The organism is Arthrobacter sp. BI5 (assembly GCF_056680065.1).
Map to the genome: position 1 here is coordinate 3627422 of NZ_CM155264.1, position 22214 is coordinate 3649635.

The 22214-nt window shown below is 70.4% G+C and carries 23 protein-coding genes and 1 riboswitch; of the genes, 10 read left to right on the top strand and 13 right to left on the bottom strand.

Features of this window, described 5'->3' with window-relative positions; all coding sequences use genetic code 11:
* Positions 1–329: 329 nt before the first annotated feature.
* Complete coding sequence (locus AC1MED_RS16830; protein WP_479784529.1) at positions 330–848, top strand: carboxymuconolactone decarboxylase family protein; 519 nt, start codon at positions 330–332, stop codon at positions 846–848.
* A 106-nt stretch (positions 849–954) separates the two neighbouring features.
* On the opposite strand, the gene AC1MED_RS16835 is transcribed toward AC1MED_RS16830, so the two are convergent.
* The 5 genes from AC1MED_RS16835 to AC1MED_RS16855 form a co-directional block, all read right to left on the bottom strand.
* Positions 955–2037, bottom strand: coding sequence for an SDR family oxidoreductase (locus AC1MED_RS16835; protein WP_479784531.1), 1083 nt, complete (start codon positions 2035–2037; stop codon positions 955–957).
* A gap of 138 nt (positions 2038–2175) precedes the next feature.
* Positions 2176–3225 (bottom strand): sulfate/molybdate ABC transporter ATP-binding protein, encoded by a 1050-nt coding sequence (locus AC1MED_RS16840; RefSeq protein WP_479784532.1) that lies wholly within the window; start codon positions 3223–3225, stop codon positions 2176–2178.
* Entirely contained in the window at positions 3222–4055 is an 834-nt protein-coding gene (locus tag AC1MED_RS16845) for an ABC transporter permease (protein WP_479784534.1), read from the bottom strand. Before AC1MED_RS16845 ends, AC1MED_RS16840 begins: the two co-directional genes overlap by 4 nt.
* On the bottom strand, positions 4052–4822 hold the full coding sequence (gene modA / locus AC1MED_RS16850; RefSeq protein ID WP_479784536.1) for a molybdate ABC transporter substrate-binding protein: 771 nt from the start codon (positions 4820–4822) through the stop codon (positions 4052–4054). The genes AC1MED_RS16845 and modA overlap by 4 nt, the downstream gene beginning before the upstream one ends.
* On the bottom strand, positions 4819–5229 hold the full coding sequence (locus AC1MED_RS16855; protein WP_479784538.1) for a TOBE domain-containing protein: 411 nt from the start codon (positions 5227–5229) through the stop codon (positions 4819–4821). The genes modA and AC1MED_RS16855 overlap by 4 nt, the downstream gene beginning before the upstream one ends.
* Positions 5230–5323: 94 nt before the next feature.
* Here AC1MED_RS16855 and AC1MED_RS16860 point away from each other — a divergent pair, with 94 nt between their 5' ends.
* Positions 5324–6193 (top strand): DUF4031 domain-containing protein, encoded by an 870-nt coding sequence (locus AC1MED_RS16860; RefSeq protein WP_479784540.1) that lies wholly within the window; start codon positions 5324–5326, stop codon positions 6191–6193.
* Positions 6194–6218: 25 nt separating this feature from the next.
* Here the strand turns inward: AC1MED_RS16860 and AC1MED_RS16865 are convergent, their stop codons facing one another.
* From AC1MED_RS16865 to AC1MED_RS16880, 4 genes are all read right to left on the bottom strand, one after another.
* Complete coding sequence (locus AC1MED_RS16865) at positions 6219–6707, bottom strand: SRPBCC family protein (RefSeq protein WP_479784542.1); 489 nt, start codon at positions 6705–6707, stop codon at positions 6219–6221.
* A 43-nt stretch (positions 6708–6750) separates the two neighbouring features.
* Positions 6751–7152 carry a YccF domain-containing protein gene (locus AC1MED_RS16870; RefSeq protein WP_346959415.1) on the bottom strand — a complete coding sequence of 134 codons (402 nt, stop codon included), beginning with the start codon at positions 7150–7152 and terminating at the stop codon, positions 6751–6753.
* 121 nt (positions 7153–7273) lie between these two features.
* Positions 7274–7834, bottom strand: coding sequence for a YceI family protein (locus tag AC1MED_RS16875; protein ID WP_479784543.1), 561 nt, complete (start codon positions 7832–7834; stop codon positions 7274–7276).
* Between the two features lie 143 nt (positions 7835–7977).
* The gene (locus tag AC1MED_RS16880; RefSeq protein ID WP_479784545.1) at positions 7978–8577 is read right to left on the bottom strand and encodes a phosphoribosylanthranilate isomerase; all 600 of its coding nucleotides are present in this window, start codon (positions 8575–8577) and stop codon (positions 7978–7980) included.
* Between the two features lie 127 nt (positions 8578–8704).
* On the opposite strand from AC1MED_RS16880, the gene AC1MED_RS16885 reads away from it, so the two are divergent.
* The 5 genes from AC1MED_RS16885 to AC1MED_RS16905 all read left to right on the top strand — a co-directional run bounded on the left by AC1MED_RS16885 (position 8705) and on the right by AC1MED_RS16905 (position 12125).
* Positions 8705–9394 carry a HutD/Ves family protein gene (locus AC1MED_RS16885; protein ID WP_479784547.1) on the top strand — a complete coding sequence of 230 codons (690 nt, stop codon included), beginning with the start codon at positions 8705–8707 and terminating at the stop codon, positions 9392–9394.
* Positions 9395–9500: 106 nt separating this feature from the next.
* Positions 9501–9568, top strand: a riboswitch (guanidine-III (ykkC-III) riboswitch).
* 9 nt (positions 9569–9577) lie between these two features.
* Entirely contained in the window at positions 9578–9901 is a 324-nt protein-coding gene (locus tag AC1MED_RS16890) for a DMT family transporter (protein ID WP_479784548.1), read from the top strand.
* A gap of 2 nt (positions 9902–9903) precedes the next feature.
* Positions 9904–10308 (top strand): DMT family transporter, encoded by a 405-nt coding sequence (locus AC1MED_RS16895; RefSeq protein ID WP_479786717.1) that lies wholly within the window; start codon positions 9904–9906, stop codon positions 10306–10308.
* A 135-nt stretch (positions 10309–10443) separates the two neighbouring features.
* Complete coding sequence (locus tag AC1MED_RS16900; protein WP_479784549.1) at positions 10444–11454, top strand: aldo/keto reductase; 1011 nt, start codon at positions 10444–10446, stop codon at positions 11452–11454.
* Between the two features lie 20 nt (positions 11455–11474).
* A complete protein-coding gene (locus tag AC1MED_RS16905; protein WP_479784551.1) occupies positions 11475–12125 on the top strand; it encodes an MBL fold metallo-hydrolase in 651 nt (216 codons plus the stop codon).
* A 124-nt stretch (positions 12126–12249) separates the two neighbouring features.
* On the opposite strand, the gene AC1MED_RS16910 is transcribed toward AC1MED_RS16905, so the two are convergent.
* The 3 genes from AC1MED_RS16910 to AC1MED_RS16920 form a co-directional block, all read right to left on the bottom strand.
* Entirely contained in the window at positions 12250–14136 is a 1887-nt protein-coding gene (locus tag AC1MED_RS16910; protein ID WP_479784553.1) for a DEAD/DEAH box helicase, read from the bottom strand.
* 327 nt (positions 14137–14463) lie between these two features.
* Positions 14464–15951: an MFS transporter gene (locus AC1MED_RS16915; RefSeq protein WP_479784555.1), complete on the bottom strand. Its 1488-nt coding sequence runs from the start codon at positions 15949–15951 to the stop codon at positions 14464–14466.
* Between the two features lie 78 nt (positions 15952–16029).
* Positions 16030–17064 (bottom strand): Lrp/AsnC family transcriptional regulator, encoded by a 1035-nt coding sequence (locus AC1MED_RS16920; protein ID WP_479784556.1) that lies wholly within the window; start codon positions 17062–17064, stop codon positions 16030–16032.
* Positions 17065–17194: 130 nt separating this feature from the next.
* Between AC1MED_RS16920 and AC1MED_RS16925 the strand changes: the two genes are divergently transcribed.
* Both AC1MED_RS16925 and AC1MED_RS16930 read left to right on the top strand, forming a co-directional pair.
* On the top strand, positions 17195–18463 hold the full coding sequence (locus AC1MED_RS16925) for a M20 metallopeptidase family protein (protein WP_479784558.1): 1269 nt from the start codon (positions 17195–17197) through the stop codon (positions 18461–18463).
* A gap of 24 nt (positions 18464–18487) precedes the next feature.
* The gene (locus AC1MED_RS16930) at positions 18488–19777 is read left to right on the top strand and encodes an MFS transporter (RefSeq protein ID WP_479784560.1); all 1290 of its coding nucleotides are present in this window, start codon (positions 18488–18490) and stop codon (positions 19775–19777) included.
* A gap of 7 nt (positions 19778–19784) precedes the next feature.
* Here the strand turns inward: AC1MED_RS16930 and AC1MED_RS16935 are convergent, their stop codons facing one another.
* Positions 19785–21023, bottom strand: a complete 1239-nt coding sequence (locus AC1MED_RS16935; protein WP_346959435.1) for an MFS transporter — start codon at positions 21021–21023, stop codon at positions 19785–19787.
* A gap of 263 nt (positions 21024–21286) precedes the next feature.
* Between AC1MED_RS16935 and trmB the strand changes: the two genes are divergently transcribed.
* The gene (trmB, locus tag AC1MED_RS16940; RefSeq protein ID WP_479784562.1) at positions 21287–22210 is read left to right on the top strand and encodes a tRNA (guanosine(46)-N7)-methyltransferase TrmB; all 924 of its coding nucleotides are present in this window, start codon (positions 21287–21289) and stop codon (positions 22208–22210) included.
* Positions 22211–22214 lie beyond the last annotated feature (4 nt).

Below are 22214 nucleotides of genomic sequence, written 5' to 3' on the forward strand. Positions count from 1 at the left end.
CAGGAGCGGCCGGCGACGAAGAATGGACATGCGCCCCGAAGACCTTGGCCGATGGGCATAGCGCCCTTATGCCCACTTTTAGCCACCGGAACTGGGCATGTCCCCGGGGAGCGGGCAGGCAACGAAGTATGGACATCCGCATCCTGGGCGGCCGGCGATGGGCATGTCCGTGACATCGGTCCGCACAAAGAAGCGATCCGGCGGTCGGCTCCCCCAAGGAACCGACCACCGGATCGAATACTAGCTACGTGTAAATTCTGTCATACCTTTGACAAGTTTGTCACATACCGGACACGCGGACTCCTCTGGACCTCTGTACGCTGGGACCCATGGATGAGACTTCAAGCCCGGAGCACGGCACCCGCAGCGTTTTCCTGGACAAGGCGCACCCCGCCGCGTGGCGCGCGCTGAACGGACTGGGCCTCAAGGCCAAGGAGGCCGCGGAGGAGGCCGGGCTGGACCAGACGCTGGTGGAACTCCTGAACGTCCGCATCTCTCAGATCAACGGCTGCGCTTTCTGCCTGGACCTGCATGTCAGCGATGCCGTCAAATACGGGGAGTCGGCCCAGCGCCTGGCGGTTCTCCCGGCCTGGCGCGACACCACCCTTTTCAGCGAAAAGGAACGTGCCGCACTGACCCTGGCCGAGGCGATCACCAACATCTCCGACGCCGAGGCCCGCGAGCGCGAGGGCGGCCGGGCGCGCAGGCACCTCACGGACGTCGAGTTCTCCGCCGTCAGCTGGCTGGCGATCACGATGAATGCCTTCAACCGCGTATCCATCGTCAGCCAGCACCCGGTGCGGAACAAGGACCAGGGCAGCAAGGACAAGGAAACCAAGACCGAGTAACCAGGCCCGCATCCGGGGCCGCCCACGAAGCAGGGGCCGGCCCCGCCCAACCAGCGGCAGCAACCAGCCGCAGCAGCCAACCCGCAGGAACCATCCCCGCCGACAGCTACGGGATCAGACGGTCCGCCCGGAGGCTGTCGAACAGGTCCGTGAAGGAGTCCAGGGTCCGGCGGTAGCCGGTGAAGCCTGCGAGGCGGCTCTTGCTCATGTCGGCCAGCACCTCGATGTTGCGGCCCAGGTCGCCGTCGGTGTGCCACCACGAGGAGACGCGGCCAAGGTCCGGCTCGGCGAGCCCGTGCCGGGCGGCCAGGTCCGCCCACACCGTCTCCATGCCCCGCATCTGCTCTTCCAACGGCCGGGGTTCCTTCTCGAACCCGACGGCCTCGACGCCGAAATAGGCGGCCAGGCGCGGCCACATCCAGCGCCAGCGGAAGACGTCGCCGTTGACAATGTTGTAGGCCTGGTCGCCGGCCGTTTCCGCCGTGGCTGCCCAGACCATGTGGTCGGCCAGCAACCCGCTGTCGGTCATGTCGGTGAGGCTGTTCCACTGCGTCTCGGAGCCGGGGAAGATGAACGGCAACCCCAGCTCTTTGCAGATCGAGGCCTGCACCGCGAGGGTGAGCCCCATGTTCATGGCGTTGCCCACGGCGTGGCCGATCACCGTGTGGGCGCGGTGGACCGACCAGCTGAACCCCTGGCGCTCCGCCGCGGCCCACAGTTCGTCCTCCTGGGCGTAGTAAAAGTTCGGAACCGGCAGCCGGGGCTCCTCCTCGTGGAAGGGCGTGTCCGGCATCTCGCCCGCGGCGTAGGCCTCGAACGGGCCAAGATAGTGTTTCAGGCCGGTCATCAGGGCGACGTGCTTCACCGGGCTGTCCTGCAGCGCGTTGAGCAGATTCCGCAGCAGCGCGGCGTTGACCTCGATGTTTTCCCGCTCCGTGTCCTGGCGCGACCACGCGGTAAAGAACACGTGCGTCGGGCGTTCGCCGGCCAGCGCTGCGGCGAGGCTGTCCGGTGACCCGAGGTCCGCGCTGATCGGGCGTGCCCCGGGGCGGGGAGCGCCGCCGCGGGACAGGGCCAGCACGTCCCAGCCGGCCGCTGCGAGGGAGGTGACGAGGGCGGAGCCGGCGATGCCGCTGGCTCCGACCACCAGTGCGGTCTGTCCGGGGGCCGGGGCTGAGTTTTCGTGCACGAGTTTCCTCCTGGTTGCGGGCGGGGCCTCTCTCCACCCTAGGCCCGCCGCGCGCCCGGCCGTTACCGAAGCGGCATCCGGCGGGACTGCAGAGGTCCCAGCGCCCGCCGGCGGGAGCCGCCCCGGACCCGCGAAGCCCTACGCCGGGTAGACGGACACGGCGGCCGCCTTGACCACGAAGTACACGCCCACCCCCGGCGCCAGGCCAAGGTCCGCCGACGCGGCCGGCGTGACGTCCGCGGCCAGCTCCCCGGCACGGACCCGGATCTGGTCGCCGTGCGGTTCCAGGTCGGTGACCGTCACCGGGAACGAGTTGCGCGGGCTGCCGTGCGCCTCGGAAAGGAAGACGGAGACGGCCGACGGCGGGAACGCCGCCACGCCGCCCTGGCCGGGAACCGGAGGATCCTCGTGCCGGCCGGCGAATTCCTGGCCCGCGGCCGTCCGGAGCCCGGCCGGGGTGATGGTGCCAGCGACGAGGTTCAGCCCGGCCAGGCCGGCGGCGAAGCGGCTGCGGGGCCGTTGGAGCACCTCCCGGGTGGGGCCGTCCTCGGTGATCCGGCCCTCCTCCAGCACGATCACGCGGTCGGCGAGCATGTAGGCGTCCAGGACATCGTGCGTGACGATGATGGCGCTTCGGCCGGCCAGGACCCGTTTCAGCAGTCGGCGCAGCAGCGGGGCCGCGTGGACGTCGAGGGCGGCCATCGGTTCGTCGAGCAGCAGCAGCTGCGGGTCGGCGGCGAGGGCCCGGGCCACCGCCACCCGCTGGGCCTGCCCGCCGGAGAGTTCGCCGGGGCGCCGGCCGGCCAGGTCCTCCGCGTCGACCTCCGCGAGCCAGTGCCGGGCCGTTTCCCGTGCCTGGGCCCTGCCGGCTCCGGCGCTGCGGGGGCCGAATGCCACGTTGTCGAGGGCGGTCAGGTGCGGGAACAGCAGCGGTTCCTGGGCCAGCAGGGCGGTGCCGCGGCGGTGCGGCGCGGTCCAGGCGTTCCGGCCGGGCCCGAGCTCAAAGAGGGTGCGCCCGTCCACCGCGGCCCGGCCCGTGTCAGGGCGGAGCAGGCCGGCGACGACGGAAAGCAGCGTGGATTTCCCGGCCCCGTTCGGTCCGAGCACCGCGACCGTCTCCCCCTGGCCCAGGCTGAGCGAGACGTCAAAACCGCGGGCGGCGACGGCGGCGTCGAGCGTGAACGTCATGGCGGTCCCTGCCCGGCGCGCACAGGGCTTGCCGCGCGGCGGCCGGCCGGTGACGGCCCCCGGTAGCTGAGTCCGACGACGATGACCGCCACCGCGACGAGCAGCAGCGACAGCGCGACGGCGGCGTCGGCGTCGGTCTCCCGCTGCAGGTAGATCTCCAGCGGCAGGGTGCGGGTGACGCCCTGCAGGCTGCCGGCGAAGGTGAGGGTGGCGCCGAATTCACCGAGGCTGCGGGCGAAGGAGAGGACGGCCCCGGAGGCGAGGCCGGGCAGCACCAGCGGCACGGTGACGCGGCGCAGCACCGTGGTGGGCCGCGCGCCGAGGGTCGACGCCACGGCCTCGTACCGGCTGCCGGCGGAGCGCAGTGCCCCTTCGAGGCTCACCACGAGGAAGGGCAGCGCGACGAAGGTCTGGGCGAGCACCACCGCCGTCGTCGAGAACGCGATCTGGATGCCGGCCACCTCGAGGGTCCGGCCCAGCAGGCCCTGCCGGCCGAAGGTGTAGAGCAGCGCAATGCCGCCCACCACCGGCGGCAGCACCAGCGGCAGCAGCACGAAGGAGCGCAGCAGCCGCTGGCCGCGGAAGTCGCCCCGGGCCAGCACCAGGGCCAGCGGGACGCCGAACAGCACGCAGAGCACGGTGCTCGCCGCCGCCGTGCGCAGGCTGAGTGCCAGCGCCGTGAGCGAGGCCTCGGAGGTGATGAGCGGGACGAAGTGCGGCCAGTCGACCCTGGCGACCATGGCGGCGAGCGGCAGCAGGACGAACAGCGCCCCGGCCGCGGCGACGGCCAGCACCCAGCGCGGAATGCCGCTGTAGCCGTGCCGCGTCACGGGCTGCCGAAGCCGGCGTCGGCGAGGACCTTGCGGCCCCCGGTTCCGGCAACCAGCGAAACGAAAGCGGCCGCGAGCTCCGCGTTTTTGCTGGTCCTGACCGCGGCGATCGGATAGCGGTTCACGGCAGCAGCCGACTCGGGAAAGGCGATTCCCTTAACCTTGCCTCCGGCGGCCCGGACGTCCGTGACGTAGACGAGCCCGGCGTCGGCCTCGCCCGAGGTGACCTTGCCCAGCACGTCCGTCACGGAGGATTCCTCGCTGACCGGTGTCAGGGTGACGCCGGTCCTGCCCTCGATCGACTTGGCGGCCGCGCCGCACGGGACCTGCGCCGCGCACACCACCGTTTTAACCCCGGGCCTGGCCAGGTCGGCGAACGAACCGATGTCCGCGGGGTTGGCCGGCGGCACGGCGATCGCCAGGACGTTGCTGGCGAAGTTCCGGGGATCGCCCTCCACCAGTCCGGCGTCGGCAATTTTGGCCATGTTCTTCAGGTCCGCGGAGGCGAACACGTCCGCGGGCGCCCCCTGGCTGAGCTGGGTGGCGAGGTCGGCGGACCCGGCAAAGCTCAGCGCGACCTTCGTCCCGGGGTGGCTGGCCTCAAAGTCCCGGGCGAGCGCCGTGAAGGGCGCCTTGAGCGAGGCCGCCGCGAACACCGTCAGTTTCTGGTCCGACCCGGCGGTCCCCCCTGGGCCGGCGCAGCCCGCCGCGCCGGCCGCCAGGGATCCCGCCAGCACCAGCGCGGCGGCGGTCCGGAACCTGCTCATACCAGGGCCTTCCCCTGCGGGCTTTCGATGATCACCGTGGTGGCCTTGACGACGGCGGTGGCCACGGAGCCCGGTTCCAGGCCGAGTTCGCGGACGGCCTCGCTGCTCATCAGCGACACCACCCGGAACGGGCCGCATTGCAGCTCCACCTGGGCCATGACGGTGTCGGCGGTGATGGCGGTGACCAGGCCGACGAAGCGGTTCCGGGCCGAGCTCCCGGCGCGGGCAGGGTCCTCGGGCAGTTTCGCCTGCTCCCGGGCCATCCTGGCCAGCTCGAGCCCGTCCACGGCGAGCCGACCCGACTCATCCTTGAGCGGCGTGAGGCTTCCGTTCTCGGTCCAGCGGCGGACGGTGTCATCGCTGACGCCGAGGAAGCGGGCGGCTTCTGAGACGCGAAAACTAGGCATATGGACACTCTAACCCGCATTTGCGGAGAATACGGCCCGTTTGCTTTTCATATCAGGATCACCGCCGCATCCGGACGCCTCGTAGACTTCCTGCATGGCCATCTACCTTGATCCGCCGCTCTGGCCCGCTCATGGAACCCACTTTTCGCACCTCATCTCGGACAGCTCGCTGGAGGAACTGCACGCCTTCGCGCGGGCCGCGGGGATCCCGGAGCGGGCGTTCGACGGCGACCATTACGACGTGGCCGAAGCCCGCTTCGAGGCCCTCGTGGCCGCCGGCGCCATCGCCGTCGAAGGCCGGGTGCTGGTCCGCAAGCTGATCGACAGCGGCCTGCGGATTCCTGCCCGGCGGCGCAGCGGGTCGTTGAAACTGCCGCTGCTGACCCGCTGGAACGAGGTCCTCCCGGGCCACGATGCGCTCTTCCTCGACCTGCTGGACCGCTGGGGCGAGGAGCACCGGAAGTACCACGGCCGCACTCACCTGCTCGCCGTGTTGGAGGCCCTGGACCGGCTGACTGCGCCGGCGCCTCCGCCGCGGGCCGTGCTGCTCGCGGCCTGGTTTCACGACGCCGTCTACCGCGGCATCGCCGGTGAGGACGAGGAGGAGTCGGCCCGGCTGGCCGAGGAGCGGCTGGAACAGGCTGGGCTGCCCGCGGGCGAGGCCGACGAGGTCGCGCGGCTGGTCCGGATGACGGCGGACCACCGGCCGGATCCGGGCGACGAGCCCGCGGCCCTGCTCAGCGACGCCGACCTTTCCGTTCTGGGCGGCGAGCCGGCGACGTACGCCCGTTACCTCGCGGCCGTCCGGCAAGACTTCGCGCACATTGGCGACGCCGATTTTGCCGCCGGGCGCGCCGCCGTCGTGCGCCAACTGCTGGAGCTGGACCCGCTTTTCCATACCGGGCGCGGCCGGGAACTGTGGGAGGACGCGGCGCGGCGGAACCTGCAGGGCGAACTCGTCTGATGCGGTCGGTCGAAGCGGAGGCGCCCTAGGCGCCGCGGCGGAGGTGTTCGGCAAGACGGTCGAAGGACTCCCGCCAGCCGGTGCCGTTGCTGTCCCGGTTCTCCGCCGTGTCGAAGGGTCCCTGGGTGAACGTCATCCGGGTGCCGCCGTCGATCTCCTCCAGCCGGAAAGCCACTTCGGTCTCGAAGCCGCGCGTCCCGTCGGTCTTGTCCCACGCGTGGGTGAACACGAACAGATGGGGCGGCTCGATGTCCGTGTGGACCCCGCTCCACCAGTACTGCTGCCCGGTGGCGTCCTGGATCATGCAGGCGCGGTACAGTCCGCCGATTTCCAGGTCGGCGTCGATGCTTTCCCGCGGGGTGTGGAAGCCGCGCGGCCCCCACCACGCGGGCGCCTGCTCCGGGTCGGTCAGGGCAGACCAGACCGCCGTGAGCGGGACCTGGAACTCGCGGGTGATGACCAGCATCAGTTCATCGGCGCTGGGCACCGTCTCCGGGACTGGGGACTCTGGCATTGCTTCTCCCTCGACTTCGTGGGGTGCTGCGCCCGGGCTGGACCTAGCGGTAGCTGACGGCAAAAGGCCGGTCGGTGGGCACGATCTGCTTGCCCAGCGGCATCAGGGACACCGGGATGAGCTTGAGGTTGGCGATGGCAAGCGGGATGCCGATGATGGTGATGGCCATCGCAAACGCGGTGACGACGTGGCCGACCGCGATCCAGATGCCTGCCACCAGGAGCCAGATGACGTTGCCCAGCAGGGTAAAGACGCCGTTTCCGCCGGGTTTGTCCACGACCATCCGGCCGAACGGCCACAGGGTGTAGGACGCGATGCGGAACGAGGCGAGCCCCCAAGGAATGGTGATGACCAGCAGGCAGCAGACGATGCCGGCGAGGAAGTACCCGATCGCCAGCCAGAGTCCGCCGAAAAGCAGCCAAATGATGTTCAGCAGTGTCTTCATGGCTCCATTGTCTCCCGCGCGCCGCCAATCCGGATCAGGGGTTCGCCCTGATCAACCCCTGATTCGGGGCCGGGCCACGCAAGTCCCGGCCCGGCCCCGTCAGGGCCCGGCCCGGCGCAGGTCAGGCAGGCTCGGCAGCGGCCTGCTTGACCATGGCCGCTTCGACGTTGATCTTGACCTTGTCGCTGACCAGCAGTCCCCCGGCTTCGAGGGCGGCGTTCCAGGTCAGGCCGAATTCCTTGCGGCTGATGTCAGCCTCGGCGCTGAACCCGGCCCGGGTCGCGCCAAAGGGGTCCACCGCGACGCCGGTGTACTCGACTTCCAGGTCCACCGGCTTGGTGACACCGCGGATGGTGAGGTCGCCGGTCAGTACATAGTCCTCGCCGTCGCCCCGGAGGGACGTGGCGCGGAAGGTCATCTCGGGAAAGTTCTCGACGTCGAAAAAGTCCGGCCCGCGCACGTGGCCGTCGCGGTTGGCGTCGCCGGAGTCGAAGCTGGCGGTCTTGATCGTGGCGTGCAGGCTGGCATCTGCCAGGGAATCCCGGACACGCGCCTCCGCCGAAGCCTCGTTGAAGCGGCCACGGACTTTGCTGATCCCGGCATGTCGGACGCTGAAGCCGATTTCACTGTGGGACATGTCCAGCGTCCAGACGCCGGGGGTCAATCCTTCGGGCAGGGTCATGGCCGTTTCTCCTTTGAATGGGTGGCGGGCGTTCCCGGCGGGATTCGGGACCCCATGATGCATGCTAACGAGGAAGCCATCGCGGCGGTAGGTGCGTCCGTCTGATCGGGTCCGCATCTGGCCGCGCCGCCGCCGGGTGCCGGTCAGAGCCCCTTGGCCGCCGTCACGAAGGCCCGGATTTTCGCCAGGTCCTTGACGCCGCGGGATTGCTCGACGCCGGAGGAGACGTCCACTCCCCAGGCACCGGCCGCGGCGGCGGCTTCGGCCACGTTTTCCGGGTCCAGCCCGCCGGCCAGCAGCCAGTTTCGGCCCTCCAGCCCCAGCGCACGGACCGAGGCGTAGTCCCAAGCTTCCCCGGAGCCGGGCACCGCGGCGTCGATGAGCAGCAGCTCCTCGCCCCAGTCCGCAAACGCCTCCCGCGCCGCGGACATGGTGACGGCCCGGATGACCTTGAGGCCGGCGTCGTGCACCGTGCGCACATCATCCGCGGTGCGCTCGCCGTGCAGCTGCACCCATTCCAGCCCGGCGTCGCGGGCCGCGGCGACGGCGTCGGCGGCCGCCTCATGCCGGAAGACGCCGACGGCGGGCAGCCCGGCCGGCACTGCGGGAAGCAGCTCCCGGACCCGGTCCGGGCTCACCTCTCGCGGGCTGCGGGTCAGCACGAAACCGAGGGCATCGGCCCCGACGTCGACCGCGGCCTGCACCGATTCAGTGGTGCTGAGGCCGCACACCTTGACGAACATTCCGGCTCCTTCCGCAGTTTTTCGCTGCTTTGACGTTAGCAAGCCCGTCGCGGCCGCGCCGAGGTTACGTCCTGGTGGCCGGTGCCGGAGCTGCCCCGGGTCCTGCGGCGGCGGCTAGGCTGGGTTGATGGAGATCATCCGCTATGGCGAGCTCAAGCCCGTCCCCTGGCGCAACGGCGGCGGGGCGACTCGCGAACTGGCCAGGTTCCCGGCAGCGGCCGCCGGGCAGACGGCAGCGGCCGACGACGCAACCTGGGACTGGCGCGTCAGCATCGCCGAGGTCGCGCGGGCGGGCGCGTTCTCCCGCTTTGCCGGGATGGAGCGGGTGCTCACCGTGGTCGACGGCGAGTTGCTGCTCCTCACCGTGGACGGCGCCGAGCATCCGCTGGAGAAGTACCGCCCGTTCCGGTTTACCGGCGACGCCGACGCTGCGGGCGCCCTGCCCACCGGCGACATCCGGGACCTGAACGTCATCACCCGCGCGGGCGCCTTCAAGGGCTTCACCTCCATCATCGAACTCTCCAAGAAGCGCGCCCACCCGGTCTTTGCCGGCCAGTTCGGCATCCTGCTGCAGGGCCAGGCCACGGTCAGCGAGGGCAGCGCCGCGGAGGCGGACGCCGCTGGTGACGCGGGTGCGGGAGGTGGGGGCGACGCCGGCAGCGCCGCGCCCCAGCCGCTCGGCCGGTACGACGCCGTCGTCGGCTCGGACACGGGCACGCCGGAAATCCTGGGCCGCGGCTTCCTCGCCGTCGTCTCCATCGACCCGGTCGACCCGGTCGATTCCGCGGATCCCGACGGAGCGAGCGCCGCAGGCTAGTTCTCGCCGGTCCCCGCCCTCCAACCCTCCTAGACCCATCGATTGGCGGGCGGGAGGGCGTTTTACCCGGGCTGGCCGCCCACGTCGGCGCGTTGCTAGGCTGGTATCAAGGCCGCCTGCTTCGCGGCCTCCGGACGACGGTTCAGTACCCGGCACGCGACAAGACTGGCCACAGGAGCTGTCATGTCGTGGTTCATCCTCATACTTTCCGGAGCGCTTGAGGCCGTCTGGGCTGCGGCGTTGCACCGCGCGTCCCAGGCCCGCGGACGCCGTCGCCTGCGGCCGGCCGCAGTTTTCCTCGTCTCCGTGCTAGCCAGCACCGGCGGCCTGGCCGTCGCGATGCAAAGCATTCCCACCGGCACCGCCTACGCCGTCTGGGTGGGCGTCGGCGTCGTCCTGACCGCGGTGTATGCCATGATCACCAAGGCTGAGCCCGCCACGGCTGGACGGATCCTGCTGCTTGCCGGGATCGCCGCGTGTGTGGCCGGCCTGAAGCTGGTGGCGTGAGCATGGCTGCGAACCGCGGGCAGGGAACAGCGGCCAGGACGCCCCGAACGACGCTGGCCTGGCTCATCCTGCTGGCCTCCGCGGTCCTGGAGGCGGTCTGGGCTACGGCCCTGGGGCTGTCCGACGGCTTCAGCCGCCCAGGACCCACCGCCGTGTTTGCCGTGGCCGCGGCCCTGAGCCTGGCAGGACTGGGGGCGGCCGTGAAGCGTATCCCGCTGGGCACCGCCTACGCCGTCTGGGTGGGAATCGGCGCGGCGCTGACGGTCGGCTGGGCGATGGCGACCGGCGTCGAGCCCGCGAGTCCGCTGAAACTGCTGTTTATTGCCGGGATCGTGGCCTGCGCTGCCGGACTGAAGCTGCTGCCTGCCGGGTCACCTGCGGCCTCCAGGACGCTCCCGCCCAGTTAATGCGTGGCCCGAGGGGTAATCCGGGGGGACACGCCGTGGCTCAGGCCTGTCCGCTGGGAACAACTGGGCGGGAGCGTTGGAATACACCGGAGTGGACACGGGTTGCGGCTAGAAAACAGCGATAGGAGATCAAAGATGACTTCAGCACCAGTCCAGCTCGGCGACGGCCTCAGCGTCAGCCCCCTGGGGTTCGGCGGCATGGCCCTGACCCCGGTCTACGGCGACGTGGATCCGGCCGAGGCCCTGGCCACCCTGCACCACGCCGTGGACGCTGGCGTGAGCTTCATCGACACGGCGGACATCTATGGCGGCGGCAGCAACGAAGAGCTGATCGCCAGGCTGCTCAAGGACCGCCGCGGCGAGGTGCAGCTGGCCACCAAGTTTGGCCTGGTGGGCACCCCGTCGACCGGCTACTCGGACATCCGCGGCGACGCCGCCTACGTGAAGCAGGCGGTGGACCGCAGCCTGCAGCGCCTGGGCACCGACACCATCGACCTGTACTACATGCACCGCCGCGACCTCCGCGTTCCGATTGTGGAAACCGTGGAGGCCATGGCGGAGCTGGTGCAGGCCGGGAAGGTGCGGCACCTTGGCCTGTCCGAAGTGACGGCCGAGGAACTGCGGGAGGCCAGCAGCGTCCACCCGATCGCCGCGGTCCAGAGCGAATGGTCCATCTGGAGCCGCGACGTGGAACGCAACGTGGTTCCTGCCGCCGCCGAACTCGGCGTGGGTTTTGTGCCCTACTCGCCGCTGGGCCGGGGATTCCTCACCGGCACAGTCGACGCCTCGAAGCTGGGCAGCAACGACTTCCGCCGCAACATCCCGCGCTTCGCCGGGACCGCCCTGGACGCCAACCAGGCCGTCGTCGCCGCGGTCCAGGCTGTCGCCGCCGAGCTCAGCAGCCCCGGCCACGCCGTGACGCCGGCCCAGGTGGCGCTGGCGTGGCTGCTCGCCCAGGGCGGCAAGCTGGGCCTGCCGGTGGCCCCCATCCCCGGCACGCGCAAGGCGGCCCGGATTGATGAAAACCTAGGCGCCCTCTCGCTCGACCTGACCCCGGCGCAACTGGAGAGGCTCGACGCCGCCGCGGACGCCGTCGTCGGCTCCCGCTCGGCGGACCCCAACTGGGTCTCGCAGGGCCGCGAATAGCCCGTCCTAGACTGAAGCCCATGGACTCGCTCATTCATTCACTTCGTGACATCACCATCCGCCGGATTTCGGTCGGCGAGATGGACAACAACGTGTATCTGCTCACCGCCAAGGTGTCCGGCGCACAGCTCCTGATCGATGCGGCCGATGATCTGGCCGCCATCCAAGGGCTGCTCGCCGACGCCGCCGCGGATACGGCCGCGACGCCGAAGCTGGCGCTGATTGCCACCACCCACCAGCACTGGGACCACGTCCGGGCGCTGCCGGGCCTGGTGGAAGCCACCGGCGTGAAGACGGCGGCCGGGACGGATGACGCCCCGGAACTCCCGGTGAAGGTGGATGTACTGCTCGATCACGGCGACGTCGGCAACTTCGACGGGTTCGACGTGACGGCGGTGCACCTGCGCGGGCATACCCCGGGGTCGGTGGCCTTGGTGTACCAGGACCCGGAGGGCCCGGCGCACATTTTCTCCGGCGACTCGTTGTTCCCGGGAGGTGTGGGCAACACGCAGCAGGATCCGGCGCGGTTTGCGCAGCTGCTCAGCGACGTGACCGAGCGGCTGTTCGACGTCTATTCGGATGACACCGTGGTGCACCCGGGCCACGGGAAGCCGACCACCCTGGGCGCGGAACGCCCGCACCTGGAAGAGTGGCGCGCCCGCGGCTGGTAGGGCCAGGGCTTTTCGCTACGCTTTCGGGCGGCTGCTACGGTTTCGGACGGCTGCTACGGGGATCCCCGTAGCAGCCGTCCGTTTGCGTAGCGGAAACTACTGTGGTCAGCGGAAATCCGGAATCCTAGCGGCTGCGGCGTTCGTTCGACGCCGGCGCCGACGCGCGGCGCGGGCCGCCGCTGCGGGCCGGACGGCCTTCGCCGGAGCGGCCGTTGCCGCCGCCTGCGTAGGATCCGCCGGAGGTGCCGCCGGTGTTGGAGGACCAGACCGGTGCGGAGCCGCCTGACTTGGCGCCTGCCGCTGCACGCTGGCCGGTTGCGGGGCGTCCGCCGCGCTGGCCTCCAGCCGACGCGCCGGTACGGCCTGCCCCGGTGCGGGGTGCGCCGGTGCGGGGTGCGGAACCGCCGCGGGAGTCGCCGCGGCCATCCGCTGCGCGGCCGTCGGAGCCTCGGCCGGCCGAGGCGCGGCCGCCGGCGGCGGGGACATCGTTGTGGTGCGCGTAGGCGGTGGTGCGGCCACGGCCCCGGGCGTTGCGTCGCTCGGCGCGCTCGGCGTCGGCCCGGTCCTGGTTCTTTTCGGCGACGCGCTCGGCGGCGTTGCGGGCAGCAGCCTGGCCTTCATAAGCCACGGCGCGGCGCTCGGCGCGCGGCAGATCGGTGCGGGGTGCCTCTGCGGAAACGCGTCCGCGTCCGCCACGGCCGCCCCGGCCACCCGCGGTGGGTGCAGCCTGGGTGGTGCGGCGGGCGCGCTTGCGCTCGGCGTTGGCACCCGTGGAGGGGCCGCCACCCTGCTGCTTGGCCTTAGTGGCCAGCAGTGCGGCGCGGGTGCGCGGATCGATCTTCTCAGCCATCTCGCCCACCAGCTCGGCAACCAGCGGGGAGTTGGCGGTGACGCGCTCGAAGTTGACCTCGACGCCGGCAGCCTTCATCAGCTTCTTGACGTCGGACTGCTGCTCCGGCAGGGTCAGCGTGACCACGGTGCCGTCGGAACCGGCGCGGGCGGTACGGCCCGAGCGGTGCAGGTACGCCTTGTGCTCGGTGGGCGGATCCACGTGGATGACCAGCTCGACGTCGTCGACGTGGACGCCGCGGGCGGCGACGTCGGTGGCCACCAGGACGCGCACGTCGCCGGAGGAGAACTCGGCGAGGTTGCGGTCACGGGCGTTCTGCGAGAGGTTGCCGTGCAGGTCGACGGCGGGGATGCCGGCGTCGGTCAGGGTCTTGGCGAGCTTGCGGGCATGGTGCTTGGTGCGCATAAAGAGCACCCGGCGGCCGGCGCCCGAGGCGAGCTCGACGATCAGCTGCTTCTTGACCGTCTGGTCGTTGACGACCAGGACGTGGTGCTCCATGGTGGTCACCGCGGCCTGTGATTCGTCCACGGCGTGGGTCAGCGGGTTGGACAGGTAGCGCTGCACGATCTTGTCCACACCGTTGTCCAGGGTGGCGGAGAAGAGCAGGCGCTGGCCCTGGCTGGGGGTCATGTCCATAAGCTTCTTGACCACCGGGAGGAAGCCGAGGTCGGCCATGTGGTCTGCCTCGTCCAGGACGGTGATCTCGACGGCTTCGAGGGTCACGATGCGCTGGCGGATCAGGTCCTCCAGGCGGCCCGGGCAGGCGATGACGATGTCGACGCCGGAGCGCAGCGCCTTTTCCTGGCGGGCCTGGGAGATGCCGCCGAAAATAACGGTGGTGGTCAGGCCCATGGCCTTGGCCATCGGCTCGATGGTCGCGTTGATCTGGGTGGCCAGCTCGCGGGTGGGCGCCAGGACCAGGCCCATGGGGCGGCCGGGCTTGCGGAAGTGCGCGGCTTCCCGCTCAGCGAGCCGTGCCACCAGCGGGATGGCGAAGGCGATGGTCTTGCCGGAGCCGGTACGGCCGCGGCCCAGGACGTCGCGTCCGGCCAGGGTGTCCGGGAGGGTCTTGACCTGGATGGGGAACGGTTCAACGATTCCCTGGGCGGTGAGGGTGTCGGCGAGGGCCTTGGGCGTGCCGAGGGCAGCAAAAGTAGTCATGTGTTTCAAAGGTCTTTCAGGCGGTATCCATGCGGATATCGGCCCCCGGCGCCGGTTGGACCAGGGGTTCGCCGAAGAAAAGTCAGGTGGTCAACCGGGCGGCTTGCGAGCTTTCGCAGGCCGCCGGGACCAAATAGAACGCGTTCATCGACGCAGGATGTGCCTCTCACATGAATAAAGCCCACCGCCTGCGTCCGGAATCCGGAAGGAATCCTGCAGGGGATCCGGCTGATCAGCCGGACCCAAAGTGGGCATCACTGCACATCAAGTTCCTCCAGTCTAGCATCTGCGCGTGCCCTCCCGTTTCCGGCGCCGCCCGGGCGGCTCCTAGGCCCGCCCGGATCCGGACACCCGGGGAGCAACCGCCACGCCTGCGACGCCGATCGCCGCGGTGAGAGCGAAGACCCCGGCAAACGGGGCGGCGCCGGCGCCCGCCGCCGTCGTGAACGCCGCGAAGACGATCCCAGTGCAGGCGAGCGCCAGGGCACCGCCGAGCGAGTCGGAGATGGACATGGCGGAGCTGTTGAAGCCCTCGGTGTCCTTGGTGGACAGCGCCAGTGTCATCACGCTCAGCCGCGGATACATCAGCCCCATCCCGCCGCCGGCGAAGATCCAGCCGGTGATCGCGACGGCGGCCGGCCAGGCCAGGAGCGTGGTCGCGAGCGCCAGCAGCACGGCGCCCAGGACCAGTGCCGAGCCGATCCGGATCGCGCGGCGATGGTCCAGCCTGGCCCCGAGCCGGCCCTGGATCGCGGAGGCCGCCGCCCAGGCCAGGGCCCCGCCGGTGAGGGTCAAGCCGGCGAAGGTCGGCGAAAAGACATAGCGTTCCACCAGCAGGTAGGGCAGGTACACCTCGGCGCCGAAAAACGCCGCCGACGCCAGTCCCCGGGAAAGGATGACGGCGGGCAGGCCCCGGCGGGCCGTCAGTGTCCCGCGGGGCACCAGGGGCCGCACCGCAACCAGCGCCACGACGACGGCGGCCGCCGCCAGTAGCCAGCCGGCCGCCGGCAGCTCCACGGACAGGTTCAGTCCGAGGACAGCGAGCGCCGCGAGCGCGGCCCAGGCCAGCCGCCCATAGTCCCACGGTTTGCCGGCCACGGCGTTCGCTTCCGCGGACCGGTCGACGGCGGGGCGGGGACCGCCGCTGTCGGCGCCGGTCCCGCCCGCCCCGTCGGCGCCGGTTTCGCGGGCCTCGGCACCGGAGAGTCCGCGCAGGGCCGGCACGATCATCAGCAGCGCCGGCACCACCAGGCCGACCACGCCGAGGAAAACCCAGTGCCAGCTGGCCAGTTGGGCTACCAGCCCGGCGGCGAAGGGGCCCACCAGCGACGGAACCACCCAGGCCGCCGCGAAGGCCGCGAAGATTTTGGGATGCAGCACGGGCGGATAAACGCGGGCCACCACCACGTAAAGGGCCACCGTCACCGCGCCGCCGCCAAGCCCCTGGACCAGCCTGCCGGCGAGGAGCACGGCCATGGTCCCGGCCGACCCGGCGATCAACAGGCCCAGGACGAACAGGGCCACGGATGCATAGAGCGGACCCACCGGACCGCGCCGGTCCGACCAGTTCCCGGCTGCCACCATCCCGATCACGCCGGTGGCCAGCGGACCGGCAAACGCCAGGGCATAGAGGCTGGCGCCGTCCAGTTCGCGGCTGACCAGCGGCATGATGGTCGTGACGGCCAGCGACTCGAAGGCGGCGAGGAAGACGAGGGCCAGGGCGCCCAGGGTCACCAGCAGGTAGTGGCGGTGGAAGATGCCGCCAGTATCCGCGGCGGGGTCAGCACCCGGTTCGGACGGGTCGTTTCGTGGCACGTGCCACAGCCTATAAGAAGGGCACCCGGCGGGCGATGGCGGCCGGGACCGGGCCGTCACCGCTTCTCACCGGAAGGCTCACTCGGCCGGGCCAATGCCTTCGGCCGGAACCACCACGGCGCCGCTGGCCCTGGAGTCCGGGTTCAGCATCCAGCCCACCCGTTTCACGGTGCTGAGCATGACGACGCTTTCCACGAGCACGATCCCCGGCACCTTTTGCTGCAGTACCAGTTCGATGTTCATGACGTCCGCCAGGGACTGCAGCCACATCACGATGACAAAGTTGGTGGGCCCGGTGGTGGAGGCGCTGAGCCGTACGTTGCGCATTGTCTTCAGTTCGGCTGCAGCTTCCTCATGCCGGCCGGCCGGGACGTTGACGAACCACTGGCAGGTCACCGGGAAAGCCGAAAACCGCTGGGCGACCTCGCAGCGGAAGGACAGGATTCCACTTGCGAGCACCCGGTTGAGCTGCCGCTGGACCGTTGCCGGATGCCTGCCCAGCCCGCGGGCAATCTCCGCCGCCGTCGCCCGTCCATCCTTGGCCAGGAACGGCAGCAGCGCCAGGTGGCTGGCGGGCAGGTCCTCCCTGGCGATGGGCGGGGCAACGCCGGTGGCCTCGGGGCCGGCCTTGGCCTTCACGGCGGCCTGCTGGGCCCGGCTGAGCACGTTGAGCCGCCAGGATCCGCCGCTTGCATGCAGCCTGGTGCACAGCGCGGTCTGGTATTTGACCAGGCCGTCGATCTCCTTCAGCCGCTGGATCACTTTCGTGCTGAAGTCGTCCAGGGAGGACGTGATGACGGTCAGCATGAGGTCCCGGTTGCTGGCCGCCTCCTCCACCGTGATGATTTCCGCCATCCCGGCAAGCTGCGCGGTGACCTCTTCGCGCCGGTGCATCTCGCAGTCCACGGCGACAAACGCCAGGCACATCTGGTGGGGGTCGCCGATCAGGTGGGCCGTAATCCAGGAAACGCCGGAGGCCCGCAGCCGCTCCCAGCGGGCCGCCAGAGTGGTGGCGTGAACGCCCAGCACCTCCGCGGCATCGGCCCAGCTCAGGCGAGGGGCGATCTGCAGGACGTTGATCAGCGCAAGGTCCTCTTCACTGAGTTCCACCATTTCCTCCTTCCCGCATGCATACAAACTGCGTTTTAGATCACTTGATGCATTTTTCCAGCCCTTTGGCGGCTTGTGAACCACGTCACTTCAGAATAGACAAGAAAGCCGAACCAACCACTGAGGAGAATACGTGCCGATCACCGCAGACGCCCGGGACATCCAGCCGGACCTTACCCGGCTCCGCCACGAGCTGCACCGGGAGCCCGAGATTGGCCTGACGCTGCCCCGCACCCAGGAGAAGGTACTCAAGGCACTCGACGGGCTCGGTTACGAGATCACCCTGGGTCAGGACACGACGTCGGTCACCGCGGTACTGCGCGGCCAGGCGGCCGGAACCGGCGCGGACACCCGGCCAGCGGTCCTCCTGCGCGCGGACATGGACGGCCTGCCGGTGCAGGAGAAAACCGGGGTGGACTACACGTCCAGGATCGACGGCGCCATGCACGCCTGCGGCCACGACCTGCACACCGCCATGCTCACCGGCGCCGCAACGCTGCTGGCCGAGCGGCGGCACCGGCTGGCCGGCGACGTCGTGCTGATGTTCCAGCCCGGCGAGGAAGGCTTCGACGGCGCCAGCCACATGATCCGCGAAGGCGTCCTGGATGCCGCCGGCCGGCGCGTGGACGCCGCGTACGGCATGCACGTGTTCTCCGCCCTGGAACCGCACGGCACCTTCTGCACCAAACCCGGCGTCATGCTCAGCTCCTCCGACGGCCTGACGGTCACGGTGCTGGGCGCCGGCGGCCACGGCTCGGCCCCGCATTCGGCCAAGGACCCCGTCACGGCCGCGGCCGAAATGGTCACCGCCCTCCAGGTCATGGTGACCCGCCAGTTCAACATGTTCGACCCCGTAGTCCTGTCCGTGGGCGTGCTCCAGGCCGGCACCAAGCGCAACATCATCCCGGAAACGGCACGCATCGAGGCCACCATCCGGACCTTCTCCGAGCAATCCCGGCTCAAGATGATGGACGCCGTACCGCGCCTGCTGAAGGGCATCGCGGCGGCGCACGGCCTCGACGTCGACGTCGACTACCAGCAGGAATACCCCCTCACCATCACCGACGTGGACGAAACCCACACCGCGGAGAACGTCATCGAGGAACTCTTCGGCGATTCCCGGCTCGCCCGCTGGGCCACCCCGCTGAGCGGTTCCGAGGACTTCTCCCGGGTCCTCGCCGAGGTCCCCGGCACCTTCATCGGGCTGAGCGCCGTCCCCCGCGGCGCCGACCACGCCGCCTCCGCGTTCAACCACTCCCCGTACGCCACGTTCGACGACGGCGTGCTGGCCGACGGCGCCGCGCTCTATGCGGAACTCGCCGTCTCCCGTCTCGCCGCCCTCGCGGCAGCGGACGTCCCCGGCGCGGGCAACACCGTTGCCGCCGCCTCCATCCTTTCCTAGCCCCATCCCTTGAGGGAGAACACCATGACTGCAACCGCGTCCCTGGCGACGGCACCCCGGACCTCCACCCGCAAGACAATCATCGGCACCGGCATCGGCAACGCCGTCGAATGGTACGACTGGGCCATCTACGCCACGTTCACGCCGTTCATCGCCAGCCAGCTCTTCAGCAAAGCCGATCCCGCCTCCGCCGTGCTGTCCACGCTGGCGATCTTCGCCGTCGGCTTCGTGGCCCGCCCGTTCGGCGGATTCCTGTTCGGCTGGATCGGCGACCGGATCGGCCGCAAGGCGTCGATGACCCTGGCCGTCGGGCTCGCCTCAGTGGGCAGCCTGATGATCGGCATCGCGCCGACCTTCGCGGCGGTCGGCGCCTGGGCGTCGTTGATGCTCCTGGTCGCCCGGCTGGTCCAGGGCCTGGCGCACGGCGGCGAGCTGCCGTCGTCGCAGACGTACCTGTCCGAAATGGCGCCGCGGGAACACCGCGGTTTCTGGGCGACCCTGATTTACACCTCCGGCACCGTGGGGATCCTGTTCGGCACCCTGCTCGGCGCCGTACTCAACATGACCCTGAGCACCGAAGTGATGAACGCCTGGGGCTGGCGCATCCCGTTCCTGGTGGGCGCGGCCATGGGGCTGTACGCGCTGATCATGCGGTCCCGGCTGCACGAAACCGACGTCTTCGCCGGCGAAGCCTTGGCGGAGAAGCGCGCTCCGATCTGGCCGCAGATCGTCCGCCACCGCAAGCAGGCGCTGCAGGTCATCGGCCTGACCGTCGGCCTGACGGTGATCTACTACATCTGGGGCGTTGTTGCCCCCAGCTACGCCACCACCGCGCTGAAAATCGACCGCGGCGAAGCCCTCTGGGCCGGCGTGATCGGCAACATCGTGTTCATTGCCGCGCTGCCGTTCTGGGGCAAACTGTCGGACCGGATCGGCCGCAAGAAGGTGCTGTGGTCCGGGGCGATCGGAGCGGGCATCATGCACTTCCCGATGACGGCCCTGCTCAAGGATTCGGCCTGGCAGCTGGCGGTCAGCATGTCCGTGATGCTGATCTTCATTGCCGCGAGCGCGGCGATCGTCCCGGCCGTCTACGCCGAGCTGTTCCCCACGAGCATCCGCACCGTCGGCGTCGGCGTGCCGTATTCGATCTGCGTGGCGCTGTTCGGCGGCACCGCGCCGTACCTCCAGCAGTGGCTCGGGACGAGCCTGCAGCTGCCGCAGCTGTTCAACGTCTACGCGGTGCTGCTGCTGGCCGTCTCCGCCGCGTTCGTCTTCACCATCCCGGAAACGAAGGGCAAGGACCTCACCCTCTGACCTGCCCTCAGCCGCCGACGAAACGGTCTTTCCCGGCGCGGTAGCCGAACACGGCCGCCAGGGAGCCGACCACCAGGAAGAGCACCCCCGCCGCGGCAAAGGATCCGGTGCCCTGGTGCAGCTGCCCCACCAGCAGGGTCCCGGCCGAGCCAACGCCGTAACCCACCCCCTGCATCATGCCGGAGAGGTGCGCGGCGGTGTGCCCGTCGCGGGTGCGCAGCATGATCATGGTCAGGGCCACCGCGGTCAGGCTGCCTTGTCCCAGGCCCAGCAGCCCGGTCCACACCCAGACCAGGTCCAGCGGGCCGAAGATGCTCAGGGCGAACCCGGCGCCGGTCATCAGCGCCACCACCGTGTTGACGGCGCGCTGGTCCCGGAGCCGGGCGGCCAGGGCGGGCGCGAAGAGGGATCCCAGCATCTGCAGCACGATCGAGGCGGACACAATCAGCCCGGCCGTGCCGCCGTCCACCCCGCGTTCCCGCAGGATCGGCGCCAGCCAGGCGAACACGCTGAAGGACATCATCGCCTGCAGCGCCATGAACCCGGTCACCTGCCAGGCGATCGCCGAGCGCCAGACGTTGACGCCGCCGGCCGCCGCCTGGTGCCGCCCGTGGTGCTGGGCCGCCGCGAGCGGCAGGAACAATACCAGCACGACGCCGGCTGGCAGCGCCCAGAACCATAGCGCCGCCGTCCACTGCCCGGTCGCGCTGAACAACGGGTAGGTGAAGCCGGCGCCAAGGGCCGCGGACGCGCAGATCGCCGTGGTGTAGAGCCCGCCCATCAGGCCCAGGCGGTGCGGGAAGTCGCGCTTGACCAGGCCAGGAAGCAGGACGTTGCAGAGCGAGATGGCGGCGCCGCACGCGGCGGTGCCGGCCAGGAGCGAGGGCAGGTGGCCGATTCCGGGCGCATCCAGGGGGCGCAGCAGCAGACCGGCGGTGAGCACGGCCATGGCCCCCAGCAGCACCCGTTCGGCCCCGAAACGGCGGGCCAGCGGCGGCGCGAGCGGGGCGAACACGCCCAGCAGGGTCACCGGCGCGGTGGTCAGCGCCACGACCGCCCAGCCCGGCAGGCCGGCGTCGGCGGTCACCTCCGGGAGCACCGCGGCGAAACTGGAGAACACGGTGCGCAGGTTCAGCCCGATCAGCACCAGGCACACGCCCAAATAGGCCAGTGCACGGCGGCTGCCGAGGGCGGTGGGCTCCGCGGCGGGAACGTCGTCGATCTCCGCGTCCACCAGGGTATCCACCCCGTGGGCCGCCGCATGGTCCGGGGCGTGACGGGCGGCCCTGCTGGCGGGTCCGGGCGCGTTCTTTGCTGTGCTCACGGACCAATTCTGGCAGGCAGTGCCCGCCGCTCCGAACTGAACCGGGCGCACCGCCGTCGACGCGGGAACCCTCCCGGGCGCAGCCGGGAGGGGGCTCCCCGGTCCGGGGGGAACCCTCCCGGGCGCAGCCGGGAGGGGGCTCCCCGGTCCGGCCGGCCCGCCGAGACTCCACTATTCTGGAAGTGATGAGCGAATCCCCAGAATCCCCCCAGACGCCGCAGCCTGCCCGCCCGGTCACGCCCGGCAGCCAGGCATCGTTCGGCACCTACGGCGGCCGGCCGGTCAGCTTTGTACGCCGCGGCACCCGCCTGCAGGGTCGCCGCCAGGCGGCGTGGGAGGAGCACGCGGACCGGTGGGCGGTCGACGTCCCGCGGCACATCGCGAACACCTCCGTGCACCCCGATTACGTGTTCGACGCCGAGGCCGAGTTTGGCCGGACGGCTCCGCTGATCGTCGAGATCGGCTCGGGGCTCGGCGACGCCGTCTGCCACGCGGCGGAGGAGAATCCGGACAAGGACTTCCTGGCCGTGGAGGTCTACACCCCGGGCCTGGCCAACACCCTGATCAAGATCAACAGCCGCCGGCTGAGCAACGTGCGGGTGGTGGAGGCCAACGCCCCCGAGGTGCTTGCCAGCATGCTCCCGGCAGGCTCGGTCACCGAACTCTGGGTCTTCTTTCCCGACCCGTGGCACAAGTCGCGGCACCACAAGCGGCGCCTCATCCAGCCGGCCTTCGCCGACCTCGCAGCGCGGGCCCTTAAACCCGGCGGCATCTGGCGGATCGCCACCGACTGGTCCAACTACGCCGTGCACGTGCGCGAGGTCCTGGCCGGCTCCCCCGACTTCGAAAACCTGCACGAGGGCGAGCGCAGCGGCGACGACAGCCCGCTCACCCAGGTCTGGGAGTCCGGGGTGGAGTCCGTCGTGGGCGGGGCCCCGGTCAAGGAGGGCCGGGCGCCGGTCAGCACCGAACACACCGGCCCCAACGAGGGCGTCGACGAGACCGGCGGCTGGGCACCGAGGTTCGAGGGCCGGATCCTGACGAGCTTCGAGAACAAGGCCCACGAGGCCCGCCGGCTGATCTTCGATCTCTGCTACCGGCGCCGCTGACCCC